At 71.6% G+C, this 14,495-nt stretch carries 12 protein-coding genes and 1 tRNA gene; 10 read left to right on the forward strand and 3 right to left on the reverse strand.

All coding sequences use genetic code 11. From position 1 onward, the window contains the following. Window positions 1-21: 21 nt before the first annotated feature. Both sepX and AC07DS_RS12435 read left to right on the forward strand, forming a co-directional pair. Window positions 22-1,236 carry a divisome protein SepX/GlpR gene (gene sepX / locus AC07DS_RS12430; protein ID WP_479144510.1) on the forward strand — a complete coding sequence of 405 codons (1,215 nt, stop codon included), beginning with the start codon at window positions 22-24 and terminating at the stop codon, window positions 1,234-1,236. A gap of 93 nt (window positions 1,237-1,329) precedes the next feature. Beyond that, window positions 1,330-1,403 (forward strand) — tRNA-Ala (locus AC07DS_RS12435). Between the two features lie 50 nt (window positions 1,404-1,453). On the opposite strand, the gene AC07DS_RS12440 is transcribed toward AC07DS_RS12435, so the two are convergent. Continuing rightward, complete coding sequence (locus tag AC07DS_RS12440) at window positions 1,454-1,930, reverse strand: GNAT family N-acetyltransferase (protein ID WP_479144512.1); 477 nt, start codon at window positions 1,928-1,930, stop codon at window positions 1,454-1,456. Between the two features lie 71 nt (window positions 1,931-2,001). On the opposite strand from AC07DS_RS12440, the gene AC07DS_RS12445 reads away from it, so the two are divergent. Next, window positions 2,002-2,805 (forward strand): exodeoxyribonuclease III, encoded by an 804-nt coding sequence (locus AC07DS_RS12445; protein WP_479144514.1) that lies wholly within the window; start codon window positions 2,002-2,004, stop codon window positions 2,803-2,805. 9 nt (window positions 2,806-2,814) lie between these two features. On the opposite strand, the gene AC07DS_RS12450 is transcribed toward AC07DS_RS12445, so the two are convergent. Further along, window positions 2,815-3,435 carry a MerR family transcriptional regulator gene (locus tag AC07DS_RS12450; RefSeq protein ID WP_479144751.1) on the reverse strand — a complete coding sequence of 207 codons (621 nt, stop codon included), beginning with the start codon at window positions 3,433-3,435 and terminating at the stop codon, window positions 2,815-2,817. Window positions 3,436-3,636: 201 nt separating this feature from the next. On the opposite strand from AC07DS_RS12450, the gene AC07DS_RS12455 reads away from it, so the two are divergent. The 4 genes from AC07DS_RS12455 (at window position 3,637) to AC07DS_RS12470 (ending at window position 7,406) form a co-directional block, all read left to right on the forward strand. Beyond that, window positions 3,637-5,250: a flavin-containing monooxygenase gene (locus tag AC07DS_RS12455; protein ID WP_479144516.1), complete on the forward strand. Its 1,614-nt coding sequence runs from the start codon at window positions 3,637-3,639 to the stop codon at window positions 5,248-5,250. Then, window positions 5,247-6,203 carry an alpha/beta fold hydrolase gene (locus AC07DS_RS12460; RefSeq protein ID WP_479144518.1) on the forward strand — a complete coding sequence of 319 codons (957 nt, stop codon included), beginning with the start codon at window positions 5,247-5,249 and terminating at the stop codon, window positions 6,201-6,203. The genes AC07DS_RS12455 and AC07DS_RS12460 overlap by 4 nt, the downstream gene beginning before the upstream one ends. After that, window positions 6,200-7,084 (forward strand): SDR family oxidoreductase, encoded by an 885-nt coding sequence (locus tag AC07DS_RS12465; RefSeq protein ID WP_479144520.1) that lies wholly within the window; start codon window positions 6,200-6,202, stop codon window positions 7,082-7,084. The genes AC07DS_RS12460 and AC07DS_RS12465 overlap by 4 nt, the downstream gene beginning before the upstream one ends. A 103-nt stretch (window positions 7,085-7,187) precedes the next feature. Continuing rightward, entirely contained in the window at window positions 7,188-7,406 is a 219-nt protein-coding gene (locus AC07DS_RS12470) for a hypothetical protein (RefSeq protein ID WP_479144521.1), read from the forward strand. Window positions 7,407-7,483: 77 nt separating this feature from the next. Here the strand turns inward: AC07DS_RS12470 and AC07DS_RS12475 are convergent, their stop codons facing one another. Beyond that, window positions 7,484-10,798, reverse strand: coding sequence for a S41 family peptidase (locus AC07DS_RS12475; RefSeq protein WP_479144522.1), 3,315 nt, complete (start codon window positions 10,796-10,798; stop codon window positions 7,484-7,486). Between the two features lie 168 nt (window positions 10,799-10,966). On the opposite strand from AC07DS_RS12475, the gene AC07DS_RS12480 reads away from it, so the two are divergent. The 3 genes from AC07DS_RS12480 to AC07DS_RS12490 all read left to right on the forward strand — a co-directional run bounded on the left by AC07DS_RS12480 (window position 10,967) and on the right by AC07DS_RS12490 (window position 14,494). Then, the gene (locus AC07DS_RS12480; RefSeq protein ID WP_479144524.1) at window positions 10,967-11,572 is read left to right on the forward strand and encodes a TetR/AcrR family transcriptional regulator; all 606 of its coding nucleotides are present in this window, start codon (window positions 10,967-10,969) and stop codon (window positions 11,570-11,572) included. A gap of 142 nt (window positions 11,573-11,714) precedes the next feature. Beyond that, window positions 11,715-13,934 (forward strand): MMPL family transporter, encoded by a 2,220-nt coding sequence (locus AC07DS_RS12485; RefSeq protein WP_479144526.1) that lies wholly within the window; start codon window positions 11,715-11,717, stop codon window positions 13,932-13,934. 185 nt (window positions 13,935-14,119) lie between these two features. After that, window positions 14,120-14,494 (forward strand): hypothetical protein, encoded by a 375-nt coding sequence (locus tag AC07DS_RS12490; protein WP_479144528.1) that lies wholly within the window; start codon window positions 14,120-14,122, stop codon window positions 14,492-14,494. Window position 14,495 lies beyond the last annotated feature (1 nt).

Raw genomic sequence — 14,495 nt, forward strand, 5'->3', positions numbered from 1 at the left:
AACCCCTCTACCGTGTGAGGCGTGAGCAGCAGCGGCCTCATCTACGCAGTCATTGTCGGGGCCTGGGCCGCCTACTTGGTGCCCATGTGGCTCCGTAGGCAGGACGAGCTGAACGAGGCTCGTCCGACGGAACGCTTCAGCACCGCCATCCGGCTGCTGTCCGGACGGGCGGGGATGGAGCGCCGGTACGCCAGGGACCTGCGGGCGCGCTCCGCCCAGGAGGGGGAGCCGGACGCCAGTGATCCGGACGCCGCCACCGACTCGGTGGACGTCCGGGCCTTCGCCATGCCTCCGACCCGCCGTCAGGTGCGTGCGGAGGCCGGGGCGGAGACGCCCGGGCGGGCGGAACCGGTACCCGACCGGCCCGTCATCCCGGCGCCCAAGTCTTCCTCCGCGTCCGCGCATCACACGCCCGGTGCCTCCGCTTCCGCCGCCGCGCCGAAGCGAGTGCCTGCCGCGCGGCGCGCGCCCGCGTCGCAGGCGTCCGCGGCACGTGCCCGGCGCTCGAAGGCGCTCGCACGCCGTCGGCGTACCACCGTGATGCTCTTCGTCGCCTTCACCCTCGGCGCGATCGTCGCCGCCGTCGGAGGCATCCCCTTCCTGTGGGCGCCCGGCGTACCCGCGGTCATGCTCAGCGCGTACATCGGCTACCTGCGCGCCCAGGAGCGCCGCCGGTTCGCCTACCAGATGGACCGCAGGCGCGCCGAGGTCGCGGCCCAGCGTCTGCGCGAACGGCAGCCGCGCCGGCGCGCGACCCTCGACGCGGGCCCCGCCGCCGACGAACCGGACGAGGGACCAGAGACCGAGACCGACACCGGCCTCTCCGCGCTCGCGGCGGACCGCCGCGCCCTCGTGGAGCAGACCGACCACGCCGAGTGGGTCGACCAGCAGCAGCGTGAGCGTCAGCGGCGGCCCGGGCACGGGGACAGCTGGGACCCGGTGCCGGTGCCCCTGCCGACATACGTGACCGCGCCGGTCGCGCCGCGGGCCACCTCCGACGTGGATCTGGGGGCGCCCGACACCTGGAGTTCGGCGCGTTCCAGCTCCGTCGTGCCGGAGCAGGAGGCGAGCCGTGCGCCGGAGGCCGAGGCGGCGCTCGAGTCCGAGGACAAGTCGGCGGACGGCCGGAGCGACGCCCGCCGCGCGGCCTCCGCCCGCCGCTCGCGCGAGCGCGGACGCACCCCCCTCTTCGACCAGTACGAGGACGGGGACCGGCCGCGGGCGGCCAACGAGTGACCGCTGTCACGCGGCCGGAAGCCCGCCTCTGACCAGTCAGGGAACGGATTTCCAAGCACCCCGATGGGGATGCTAGAGTTTCACTCGTTGCAAGGGCCTGTGGCGCAGTCCGGTAGCGCACCTCGTTCGCATCGAGGGGGCCAGGGGTTCAAATCCCCTCAGGTCCACGCATCATGAAGCCCCGGTCGGCAGTAGCCGACCGGGGCTTCATCGTGTTCTACAGCTGCTTCGCGTAGCAGAGGCTCTCCTCGTGGTGGCGGTAGTAGCCGAACTTGGCGCAGGGCTCGTAACCGCTCGAGGCGTACAGGGCGATGGCCTCCGGCTGCTTGGTGCCGGTCTCCAGGACCATACGGACGCGGCCGGCCGCGCGGGCGTCCTCCTCCAGGGCGGCGAGGATGCGGCGGGCGAGGCCCCGGCCGCGCATCGCGTCGACGACGAACATGCGCTTGAGTTCGGCGTCGCCGTCCTCGTTGCCCTCCTCGTTGAGGTCCTGGCTGCGCCAGCCGCCGGTGGCCACCGGGCGGTCGTGCTCGTCGTAGGCGATCAGGTACGCGCCCTGCGGCGGGGCGAAGTCGGCGGCGTCGAGGGCCGTGGCGTCGCCGCCGTCGCCGTAGCGCAGGTGGTACTCGGCCTGGACCTCGTCGTTGAGCTTGACGGCGTCGGGGTGATCGAAGCGAACACGACGTATATTCATGCTAAGTATCGTACTTCTATGCAGAGGGTGGGAAAGACGGACCACGACCAGTGTGCCGGTATCGTGCCCTGGTGCTGACTGTGACCTCGGTGAACGTGAACGGACTGCGGGCCGCCGCCAAGAAGGGCTTCGTGGAGTGGCTCGCCCAGACCTCCGCGGACGTCGTCTGCCTGCAGGAGGTGCGCGCCGAGCCGCACCAGCTGCCGGAGGAGGTCAGGCAGCCCGACGGCTGGCACGTCGTGCACGCCCCGGCGGCCGCCAAGGGGCGCGCGGGCGTCTCCCTGTACACGCGGCGCGAGCCCGACCGTGTCCGGGTCGGCTTCGGGTCGGCCGAGTTCGACGGCAGCGGGCGCTACGTCGAGGCCGATTTGCCCGGTGTGACCGTCGCCTCGCTCTACCTGCCCTCCGGTGAGGTCGGCACCGAGCGCCAGGACGAGAAGGTCCGCTTCATGGGCGAGTTCCTCGTCCACCTCAAGGAGCTGCGCGAGCGGGCCGCCGCCGACGGGCGCCAGGTGGTCGTCTGCGGCGACTGGAACATCGCCCACCAGCAGGCCGACCTCAAGAACTGGCGTGGCAACACCAAGAACTCGGGCTTCCTGCCGGAGGAGCGGGAGTGGCTCGGCCGGGTGCTCGCCGCGGAGGACGGCGGCTACGTCGACGTCGTACGGACCCTGCACCCGGACGTCGAGGGGCCGTACACCTGGTGGTCGTACCGTGGGCGGGCGTTCGACAACGACTCGGGATGGCGCATCGACTATCACGTGGCCACCCCGGGGCTCGCGGCGAAGGCGGTGAAGGGGCTCGTGGAGCGCGCGGCCACGCACGCCGAGCGGTGGTCCGACCATGCGCCGGTGACCGTCGTGTACGACCTGTAGGAGCGCCGCTCAGTCCCGCTTGTTGAGCCGCCGGTCCAGTGCCAGGGACAGTTCCGCCTCCACGACGCTCCGGGCGAGCGGGCGCAGGCGGTGCAGGTCCTCCTCGGGGGCGTGGCGCAGGATCAGGTCGCGGAAGAGTTCGGCGAGGGCGTCGGCGTGTTCGCGGACGCGTTTGCCGGCCGCCAGGACCTCGGCGAGGGGTATGCCCTCGCGGACCAGGGCGGAGGAGACGTCCAGCAGGCGGCGGCTGATGTGGACGATCTCGTCGCCGTCGGTGCCGAGGTAGCCCAGCTCCATGGCGGCGGCGAGGTTCTCGGGGGTGACCTCGCCCTCGAAGCGGGCGGCGAGTTCCTCGGGGGTGAGGTGGACCGGCTCCTCCTCGGTGGGGGTGCCGACGCCGAGCAGGTCGGCGACATCCCGGCCCTGGTCGAGGGCCTCCGCGAGTTCCGCGATGCCATTGAGGGTGTGGCCGCGCTCCAGTAGTGCCGAGATCGTGCGCAGGCGGGCCAGGTGGTGGTCGTCGTACCAGGCGATACGGCCCTCGCGGCGGGGTGGCGAAAGCAGCTTGCGCTCGCGGTAGAAGCGCAGCGTGCGCACGGTGATGCCGGCCAGGCGGGCCAGCTCCTCCATGCGGTACTCGCGCGGTGCGCCGGCCCTGCCGCTGTCCTGCTCGTCCTTGTGCTCGCCGTCGTCTGCCACGTCCGAAGCCTATGTTGTACCGCCGGTAACTTTCCTTTCCCCGCCCCCTACCGCTCGGTACGGAGCTGCTCTACAGTCCCATTGCGCCAGTGTTCACTGGCAGAGTCCAAGGCGATGCGTGGAGGCTTCGGGATGGCCGAGCACGAGCATGTACGAGTGGCGGTGATCGGGTCCGGGTTCGGCGGACTGGGAGCCGCGGTGCGGCTGCGCCGCGAGGGGATCACCGACTTCGTCGTCCTGGAGCGGGCCGACAGCGTCGGCGGCACCTGGCGGGACAACAGCTACCCCGGGTGCGCCTGCGACGTCCCCTCCCACCTGTACTCCTTCTCCTTCGCGCCCAACCCGGACTGGCCGCGCACCTTCTCCGGGCAGCAGCACATCCGCGCCTACCTGGAGCACGTCACCGACGTCTTCGGGCTGCGCCCGCACATCCGTTTCGATTCCGAGGTGAAGCGGATGACCTGGGACGGCGAGCGGCTGTGCTGGGAGATCGAGACGGCCCGGGGGACGCTGACCGCGGACGTCGTGGTGTCCGCCACCGGGCCGCTGTCCGACCCGAAGGTCCCGCAGATCCCGGGGCTCGACACCTTCCCGGGCAAGGTGTTCCACTCGGCCCGCTGGGACCACGACCACGACCTGCGCGGCAAGCGCGTCGCCATGGTCGGCACCGGCGCCTCCGCCATCCAGATCGTCCCCGCCATCCAGCGCCAGGTCGGCCGGCTCACCCTCTTCCAGCGCACCCCGCCCTGGGTGATGCCCCGCATGGACCGTGCCATCAGCGGCGCGGAGCGGCGGCTGCACCGGGCACTGCCCTTCACCACCCAGCTGCGGCGCGGGCTGCTGTGGGGGCTGCGGGAGCTGCAGGTGCAGGCGTTCACCAAGCATCCCGACGAACTCGGCCTGGTCGAGCAGCTGGCCAAGCGCAACATGGCCCGTGCCATCAAGGACCCGGCCCTGCGCGCCAAGCTCACCCCGGACTACCGCATCGGCTGCAAGCGGATCCTGCTGTCCAGCGAGTACTACCCGGCGCTCGCCCGGCCGAATGTGGATGTCGTCGCGAGCGGGCTCACCGAGATCCGCGGGTCGACCGTGATCGCGGCCGACGGCACCGAGGCCGAGGTCGACGTGATCATCTTCGGTACGGGCTTCCACGTCACGGACATGCCCATCGCCGAGCGCGTGGTCGGCGCGGCGGGCGGCACGCTCGCGGAGTCCTGGAAGGGCGGCATGCAGGCGCTGCGCGGCGCCTCGGCCGCCGGCTTCCCGAACTGGATGACGATCATCGGGCCCAACACCGGCCTCGGGAACTCCTCCATGATCCTCATGATCGAGTCCCAGCTGAACTACATGGCCGACTACCTGCGCCAGCTCGACGTCCTGGGGGTCCCCCCAGGCCCTCAAGGCACTGGGGGAAGCCGCGCCGCCCTCGACGCCCGGCCCGCGGCCGTCGACGACTGGAACGACAAGGTCCAGGAGCGGATGAAGCGGACGGTGTGGAACACCGGCGGCTGCACCAGCTGGTACCTCGACGCGAGCGGCCGCAACACCACCATCTGGCCCGGTACGACGAGCGAGTTCCGGCGCGCGACCCGGCGGGTGGACCTGGCGGAGTACGAGGTGATCCGCAAGGCCGAGGAGAAGCCGAAGGCAGAGAAGAAACCGACGGCCGCGGAACGGCCGAAGACGGCGTCCGCCGAGAAGAAGGCCTCCGAGAAGGCCGGGAAGAAGAGCGAGGCCGCCGCATGAGCCGTCTCACCTCCGTGGCCTCCGGCCCCTACGCCCCGCCCGTCCCCGCCCGCACCCTCACCGCGGTCTCCGCCGACGGCGCACACCTGTACGTCGAGGTCCACGGGCCCGAGAGCGCGCCCCCCGTCGTCCTCTCCCACGGCTGGACCTGCTCCACCGCGTTCTGGGCGGCCCAGATACGGGAGTTGGCGGCCGACCACCGGGTGATCACGTACGACCAGCGGGGGCACGGGCGCAGTCCCGCGAGCCCCGCGTGCACCACCGACGTGCTGGCGGACGACCTCGAAGCGGTGCTCGCGCAGACGCTGGAGCCCGGGGAGAAGGCCGTGGTCGTCGGCCACTCCATGGGCGGGATGACGGTCATGGCGGCCTCCGCTCGCCCCCGCTTCCGCGAACACGCCGCCGCCGTCCTGCTGTGCAGCACCGGCAGCTCGCGGCTGGTCGCGGAGTCGCGGGTGGTGCCGCTGCGTGCCGGGCGCGTGCGCACCTGGATCACCGGGCACATCCTCGGTTCGCGCGCCCCTCTCGGCCCGGTCACACCCGTCGCGAAGCGCATCCTCAAGTACGCCACCATGGGCGCCGGTTCGGCCCCGCACATGGTGGAGGCGTGCGCGCGGATCGTGCACGCCTGCCCGCGTGCCGTGCGCCACGCCTGGGCCGCCGTGCTCGCGGGGCTCGACCTCGACCACGGCGTACGGGAGTTGCACGTCCCCACCGAGGTGGTGCACGGCGCGTCCGACCGGCTGACGCCCCCCGTGCACGCCCGCGCGCTGGTGGCCGCGCTGCCCCGGTGCATCGGCCTCACCGAGCTCCCCGGCGTCGGCCACATGACTCCGATCGAGGCCCCGGAGTTGATGACCGGCAAGATCCGGGAACTCGTGACCACGTACGTCACGGGGAACGCCCCCGAGTCCCACCCCACCCCCGCGCAGCAGATCAAGGAGGGCGCATGAGCAGGGTCAGCCTCGAAGGGCAGGTCGCCGTCGTCACGGGAGCGGCGCGCGGCGTCGGCGAGTTGCTCGCGCGCAAGCTGTCCGCGCGCGGCGCCAAGGTGGCGCTCGTCGGCCTGGAGGAGGAGGCGCTCAAGGAGGTCTCCGAGCGGCTGCACAGCGACAGTGCGCACTGGTACGCCGACGTCACCGACCACGAGACGATGAGCCGGGTGGCGCAGGAGGTCAAGGAGCGGTTCGGCAAGGTCGACATCGTCGTGGCCAACGCCGGTGTGGCGACCGGCGGGCCCTTCGCCGACTCCGATCCGCAGGCCTGGCGGCGCGTGATCGAGGTGAACCTGATCGGTTCGGCGGTGACGGCCCGGGCCTTCCTGCCGGTGCTCACCGAGAGCCGCGGCTACCTGCTGCAGATCGCCTCGCTCGCCGCGATGACCCCGGCGCCGATGATGACGGCGTACTGCGCCTCCAAGTCGGGCGTGGAGGCGTACGCGCACAGTCTGCGCGCCGAGGTCGGCCACCAGGGCGTGCGCGTCGGCGTCGGGTACCTGTCCTGGACCGACACCGACATGGTGCGCGGGGCCGACCAGGACGACGTCATGCGGGAGCTGAGGCAGCGGCTGCCGTGGCCGTCGAACAAGACCTACCCGCTGGGCCCGGCGGTGGACCGGATCGTCGCCGGTATCGAGCGGCGCTCGGCGCATGTGTACGGGCAGAGGTGGCTGCGCGGCATGCAGGGCGTGCGCGGATATCTGCCGGCGCTCATCGGCACCGTCGGCCAGCGCGAGATGCGGCGGTTCGGGCCCCGTCTGCAGGGGATGCGTTCCGGGCTCGTCGGCGCGGGCGGCGCGGCCGACGAAGCAGCGAGGACTACGCACCGTAACTGATCGAAGTGCGTTCCGTGTCCACCCGTGTGAATCTGGTCGAGGCCCCCTCCGAGGGGCCGACCCCCCCCACCCACACCCACCACGGGAGTGAACCCACATGGGTATGAAGGACAAGTCCAACAAGCTCGGTCAGGCCAAGGAGAAGGCTGGTCAGCAGGGCCAGCCGCAGCGTGGTCAGCAGGGCCAGCCGCAGCGTGGTCAGCAGGGCCAGCCGCAGCGTGGCCAGCAGGGCCAGCCGCAGCGTGGCCAGCAGTCCGAGCGCCACATCCCGGACACTGACAAGGAGATGAGGGACCGGCTCGACCAGGACTACGACGCCTAGTCGCCACCCTCGACTTCACCCCTGAGGCGGGGTGCCCGGTGATCGCCGGGCACCCCGCTTCGTCGTTCGCCAGTTCGCTAGGGCGTCGTCCGGGGCGGCAGCTTGGGCCTCGACCGGTCCGGTACGTCGGTGTAGTCCGGGGGAACCGCCGCGGGGTTGGTGTCCAGCAGTTCCACGGCGAGCTGCACGGCGTCGTCGAGCTGGGCGTGCCGGCCCTCGGCCCAGTCGAGCGGGGTGCGCAGGATCTCCAGGTCGGGGGCTACGCCGTGGTTCTCCACGGACCAGCCGTAGGCGTCGAACCAGGCGGCGTTCATCGGGACCGTGATCACCGTGCCGTCGCCGAGGCGGTGCCGGCCGGTCATGCCGACGACTCCGCCCCAGGTGCGCTGCCCCACGACCGGGCCGAGGTGCAGGAGTCTGAAGGCGGCGGTGATCATGTCGCCGTCGGAGGAGGTCGCCTCGTCCGCCAGGGCCACCACCGGGCCCCGGGGCGCGTTCGAGGTGTACGACACCGGTTGCGCGTTCCGGGTCAGGTCCCAGCCCAGGATCGTCCGGGTGAGCTTCTCGATGACGAGTTCGCTGATGTGCCCGCCGGCGTTGCCGCGCACGTCCACGATCAGCGCGGGCCGGGACACCTCCATGCGCAGGTCCCGGTTGAACTGGGCCCAGCCGGAGCCGCCCATGTCCGGGATGTGCAGGTAGCCGCACTTGCCGCCGCTCAGCTCCCGGACGACCTCCCGGCGCTTGGTGACCCAGTCCTGGTAGCGCAGCGGCCGTTCGTCGACGAGCGGGACGACGGCGACCCGCCGGGGCACGCCGGTCTCGCCCTCCGCCGGTGCGAAGGTCAGCTCCACGGTCGTGCCGCCCGAGCCCGCGAGCAGCGGATACGGTCCCGCCACCGGATCGACCGGGCGGCCGTCCACATGGGTCAGGACGGCGCCCTCCTGGATGCCGGTCCCGGCCAGTGGCGAGCGGGCCTTGGAGTCGGACGATTCGCCGGGCAGGATGCGCTTGACCGTCCAGCCGCCGTCCCGGCGTACGAAGTTGGCGCCGAGCAGGCCCTGCCAGCGCTGGTAGTGGGGCGGGCCCTCGTTGCGCCGGGCGGCGGTGACGTAGGCGTGCGACGTGCCCAGCTCGCCCAGGACCTCGCGCAGCAGGTCGGCGAACTCGTCGGGCGAGGCGACCCGTTCGACGAGCGGCCGGTACTGGGCGAGCACGGTGTCCCAGTCGATGCCGCTCATGCCCGGGTCCCAGAAGTAGGAGCGGATGAGACGGCCGGCCTCCTCGTAGGACTGGCGCCATTCGGCGGCCGGGTCGACCTCGTGCAGGATGCGGCGCAGGTCGATCCACACGGTCGTGTCGCTGTCGCCGGACTCGGTCGACGGCACCGCCCGCAGATCCCCCTCGTCGACCACCACGAGCCGGGTCCCGTCCCCGCTGACCGCGAACCAGTCCAGGTGGTCGACGAGTTCGGACTTCTTCGCCTTGGTGATGTTGAAGTACTCCAGCGTCGGCCGTCCGCTGATGTCGGCCGGGTTGACGAAGGTCTCGCCGAGCGCGCCGGAGATGGGCCAGCGCAGCCAGACCAGGCCGCCGCCCGCGACCGGGTGCAGCGCCGAGTACTTGGAGGCGATGACCGGGAACGGCGTCACCCGGTTCTCCAGGCCCTCCACCTCAACGGTCACCGTGCCGGCCTCGCCGGTCTCCTCGTCCTCGACGGGGTCGAGCCCGCCGGCCGCCGGCCGGCCCTCGGGGTTCAGGGCGAACGGGGACGGGGTCGCGGAGGACAGCGGGACCAGGTACGGGCGGCAGCCCAGCGGGAAGGACAGGTCTCCGGTGTGGACGTCGTACACCGGGTCGAAGCCGCGCCAGGAGAGGAAGGCGAGGTAGCGGCCGTCGCGGGTGAAGACGGGGTTCTCGTCCTCGAAGCGGCCGTTGGTGACGTCCACGATCAGCCGGTCCTTGATGCGGGCCAGCTTGATCTGCCGCAGCGAGCGGCCGATGCCCGGCTGCGACCAGGCGAGCCAGGATCCGTCCGGGGAGAAGGCGAGGTCGCGGACGGGCCCGTTGACGGACCGGATCAGCTCGGCGACGTGCCCGTCCGAGCCCTCGGCCGCATCCCCGTCGGTCGCCTCCGCCCCTGCCGGCCCCTCTGCCCCCTCCGTCCCCTCCGCCACGTCGATCAGCAGCAACCGCCCGTCGTGCGACGCGATCGCCAGCCGCTCGCCGAGCGGATCGGAGGCCGTCTCCAGCACCCGGCCCAGCTCGCCCGAGGCCAGTCGGCGCGGGGCGCGGTCGCCGCTGGCGCGGGGGAGGTGGGCGATCTCGACGGCGTCCTCGCCCTCGGCGTCCGTCACGTACGCCACCTGCCCGGTCGAGCCGAGCATCTCCGGCAGCCGGACCCGCACGCCGGGCGTGTCCGTGATCGTGCGCGCGGGGCCGTCCCGGTGCGTGAGCCAGTGCAGGCTGCCGCGCACGACGACGGCGCTGGCCCGCCCGGTCTCGTCCACGGAGATGCCGTCCACGTGCTGGGCGGCCGGCACCTGGTACCTGCGGCGTCCCGCGCGCGGGCCGCTCAGCCGGATGTCGAGCTTGTGCGGTACGGCGTTCGCGGCGAGGTCGTCCACCAGCCACAGGTCGCCCGCGCACTGGTAGACCACCCGGGTGCCGTCGCTGGCGGCGTTGCGGGCGTAGAAGGCGTCGTGGTCGGTGTGGCGGCGCAGGTCGGAGCCGTCGTAGGCACAGGAGTAGAGGTTGCCGACGCCCTCGTGGTCGGAGAGGAAGGCGATCCGGCCGGCGACGAACATGGGGGAGGCCAGATGCCCGCCGATGCCCTCCAGCAGCCGCTGCCCGTGCAGCCACAGCCGGCCCATGGCGCCGCCCCGGTACCGCTTCCAGGAGGCGGGTTCGTGCGGCGGGGTGCCGGTGAGCAGCAGGGTCATGTGCACGTCGTCGATGTCGGCGACCTGGATGTCGGTGGTCGGGCCCCAGGGCAGCTTGCGGCCGGGGTCGCCGTCCGTGGGCACCTTGTAGGCCCAGGTGTAGTACGAGAAGGGCTGGCCGTGGGAGGCCACGGCGAGGATGTCGCTGTGGCCGTCCGCGTCGGGCGGTGTCCAGCCGCAGACCTGGGTGTCGACGCTGCCCCAGTAGGTCAGCTGCCGCGCGGGTCCGCCCTCGGCGGCGACGAGATGGATCTCGGGCATGAGGCTGCGCCAGCTCGTGTAGGCGATCTGGCGGCCGTCGGGGGAGAAGCGGGGATGGCCGGTCTTGGTGCGGTCGACGGTGAGCCGCCAGGCTCGGCCGGGGGAGTCGAGGGGGGCCAGCCACAGGTCGTCCTCGGCCACGAAGCACAGCAGGTCGCCGTTGAGGTGGGGAAGGCGCAGATAGCTCACCTCCCCATGCTTTTCCGGGGGCGGTGGCCCAGCAACTTATGGAAAACCGACACGAGTGACCCAGCACACGTACGAAACCGTTTCGTTTCGCTTGCCGCTGCGGTACATTCGTCATGTACGAAACCGTGTCGTTCGGAGCGGGCAACCGCGTTGGGGAAGGTGAGGAGCATGACTGAGGCCGCCGCAGCGCGTCGCAGTCGGATCACGCCCGAACGCGAGGCCGAGTTGTACGAGGCCGTGCTCGAACTGCTCCGCGAAGTCGGTTACGACGCCCTCACCATGGACGCCGTGGCCGCTCGCACCCGGTCCAGCAAGGCGACGCTCTACCGCCAGTGGGGCGGCAAGGCCGAGCTGGTGGCCAAGGCGGTGCGGCACAACAAGCCGGGCGGCTTCGGTCTCGAGGAGATCGACACGGGGTCGCTCAAGGGCGACCTGCACGCCCTGACCATGCGTTCGGACGACTGCGAGATGGAACAGAACTCCGCGCTGATGCGGGGTCTGGCCATGGCGATCCATGGCAACCCGGACCTCCTGAGGGCGTTCCGGGACCATCTGATCGAGCCGGAGATGGCCCAGTTCCGCGATGTGCTGCAGCGGGCGATCGACCGGGGCGAGGTCCGTGCGGACAACCCGGCGATCGAGTTCGTGATGCACATGATGATCGGCGGGTTCGCGGCCCGCACGATGATCGACGAGAAGCCGCCGACCCAGGCCTTCCTCATTTCGTACATCGACGCCGTGGTCCTCCCCGCCCTCGGCGTCACCGCCGGCTGAATCCGCCGGCCGAGCCCCTCGGCCGGACCCGTCGGCTGAACCCTCTCCCCAGCATGCCCACCACCTGACGTCACCGCTCACGTCGTCGGGCTGATCGCCCCTGCCCAGATGAACCCCACGACCTGACCGGGAGTACGCCCTCGTGGCCACGTTCCTCTACAGAATCGGCCGGCTCGCCTTCAGGCGACGGCACTTCGTCGCCCTCATATGGGTCGCGCTGCTCACCCTCGCCGGGGTGGGCGCCGCCTCCGCGCCGGCTGCCGGCAACTCCTCCTTCTCGATCCCCGGCACGGAGGCCCAGAAGGCCTTCGACCTGCTGGAACAGCGCTTCCCCGGGATGAGCGCCGACGGCGCGACCGCCCGGGTCGTCTTCAAGGCGCCGCACGGCGAGAAGATGACGGACGCCGACAACAAGGCGGCCGTCAAGAAGACGGTGAAGGAGCTGCAGAGCGGCTCCGAGGTCGTCTCCGTCGCCGACCCGTACGTCGGGCACGCCGTCAGCAAGGACGGCACGATCGCCTACGCCTCGGTGAAGTACAAGGTCTCCGGCATGGAGCTGGAGGACTCCTCGCGCGACGCGCTGAAGGAGGCCGCGCAGGACGCGCGGCACGCCGGGCTCACGGTCGAGATCGGCGGTGACGCGCTGCAGACGGCGCCCGAGACCGGCTCCAGCGAGGTCATCGGCCTCGCGGTCGCCGCGGTCGTCCTCGTCATCACCTTCGGCTCGCTGCTCGCCGCCGGATTCCCGCTGCTGACCGCGGTCATCGGCGTCGGCATCGGCGTCTCCACGATCACCGCGCTGGCGAACGCCCTGGACCTGGGCACGACCACCTCCACCCTGGCCTCGATGATCGGCCTCGCCGTCGGCATCGACTACGCCCTCTTCATCGTTTCCCGCTACCGCTCCGAACTGGCCGAGGGCCGCGAGCGCGAGGAGGCGGCCGGACGGGCCGTCGGCACGGCGGGCTCGGCGGTGGTCTTCGCCGGCCTGACCGTCGTCATCGCCCTGGTGGGCCTGTCCGTGGTCAACATCCCGATGCTGACCAAGATGGGTGTCGCGGCCGCCGGCACGGTCGCGATCGCGGTCCTCATCGCCCTCACGCTGATCCCGGCGCTGCTCGGCTACGCGGGCCGCAGGATCAAGCCGGCCGGTGAGAAGAGCAAGCTGCTCGGCGGCGGCCGTCGGCCCAAGCAGGCGGACCGCCCCAACATGGGCACCCGCTGGGCGAGCTTCGTCGTACGGCGCCCGGTCGCCGTCCTGCTGCTCGGTGTGATCGGCCTCGGCGCGGCGGCGGTCCCGGCCGCCTCCCTCGAACTCGGCCTGCCGGACGACGGCTCCCAGCCGGTCTCCACCACCCAGCGCCGCGCCTACGACCTCCTGTCCGACGGCTTCGGACCGGGCTTCAACGGCCCGCTGATGGTCGTGGTCGACGCCAAGGGCAGTGACGACCCGAAGGCGGCCTTCACCAAGGTCGGCGACGAGATCAAGGGTCTGAAGGACGTCGTCACGGTCACCCCGCCGGCGCCCAACAAGGCGGGCGACACCGCGACGATCACCGTCATCCCGGACTCCAAGCCGTCCTCGACCACCACCGAGGACCTGGTGCACGCCATCCGCGGCAAGGGCGCGGACATCACCTCGGCGACCGACGCGAAGGTGCTGGTCACCGGCTCCACGGCGATGAACATCGACGTCTCGCAGCGGCTGAACGACGCCCTGCTGCCGTATCTCGCCCTCGTGGTCGGCCTGGCCTTCCTGCTGCTGATCGTGGTCTTCCGCTCGATCCTCGTCCCGCTGAAGGCGGCCCTCGGCTTCCTGCTCAGCGTGATGGCGGCCCTCGGCGCCGTGGTCGCGGTCTTCCAGTGGGGCTGGCTGTCGGGCCTGATGAACGTCGAGGAGACCGGCCCGGTCATGTCGATGATGCCGATCTTCATGGTCGGTGTGGTCTTCGGTCTCGCCATGGACTACGAGGTGTTCCTCGTGACCCGCATGCGGGAGGCGTACGTCCACGGGGAGAAGCCCGCCCAGGCCGTCGTGACCGGCTTCAAGCACGGCGCACGGGTCGTCACGGCCGCCGCGATCATCATGATCGCCGTCTTCTCCGGCTTCATCGGCTCCAGCGAGTCGATGGTCAAGATGATCGGCTTCGGACTCGCCGTCGCCGTCTTCTTCGACGCGTTCATCGTCCGCATGGCCATCGTCCCGGCGGTGCTCGCACTGCTCGGAAGGAGGGCCTGGTGGCTGCCGAAGTGGCTGGACCGCGCCCTGCCCAACGTCGACGTCGAGGGCGAGGGCCTGCGCACGGCCGAGGAGCGCCGGGACGCCGACCCCGACGGGGAACGGGAGCTGGTACGCGTCTGACGTACCGCCGATGAAGGACCGCCGGTGAGGGATCCGTGGGGACGGGGCACCCTCACCGGCTTCTTTCTGTGACTCAGACGGGGCGGGGAGCGGATGAGTACCCGCTGAGTACCCGCGCCCATGCCGCACCGGCGGCTCCGAGCGGAAGATCGTGGTCGTCCGCACAGGCACGAAAGGAACCGCCGGTGAATCCCCAGACGTACGCGAACCTGTACAGCCCGGCCCAGCCGGCACCGCGGCAGCGCCGGGGCGAGACCGCGGTGGGCCTGCTGGCAGTCCTGCTCTGGGTGCTCACCCTCGCCTCGGTCGGCTGGCTGACGTTCCTCGTGGGCATGGTGGCCATGTGGAGCCTGGCGGACGGCGCGTCCTGGGCGGAGATCCGGGGCTTCGCCCTCCCGTACGCCCTGACCGTCGTCGGCGCGGCGGCGGCCCTGCTCGCACTGGCCTTCGCCCCCGGGGTCCGCCGCCTCACCCCGCTCACCCGCCTGCTCCTGCTGGGTGCCCTCGCCTTCCCGGTGCCGACGGCCCTGGCCCTGTGGACATGGGGCAGGACCGGCTGAC

The organism is Streptomyces sp. NPDC044064, assembly GCF_056434245.1.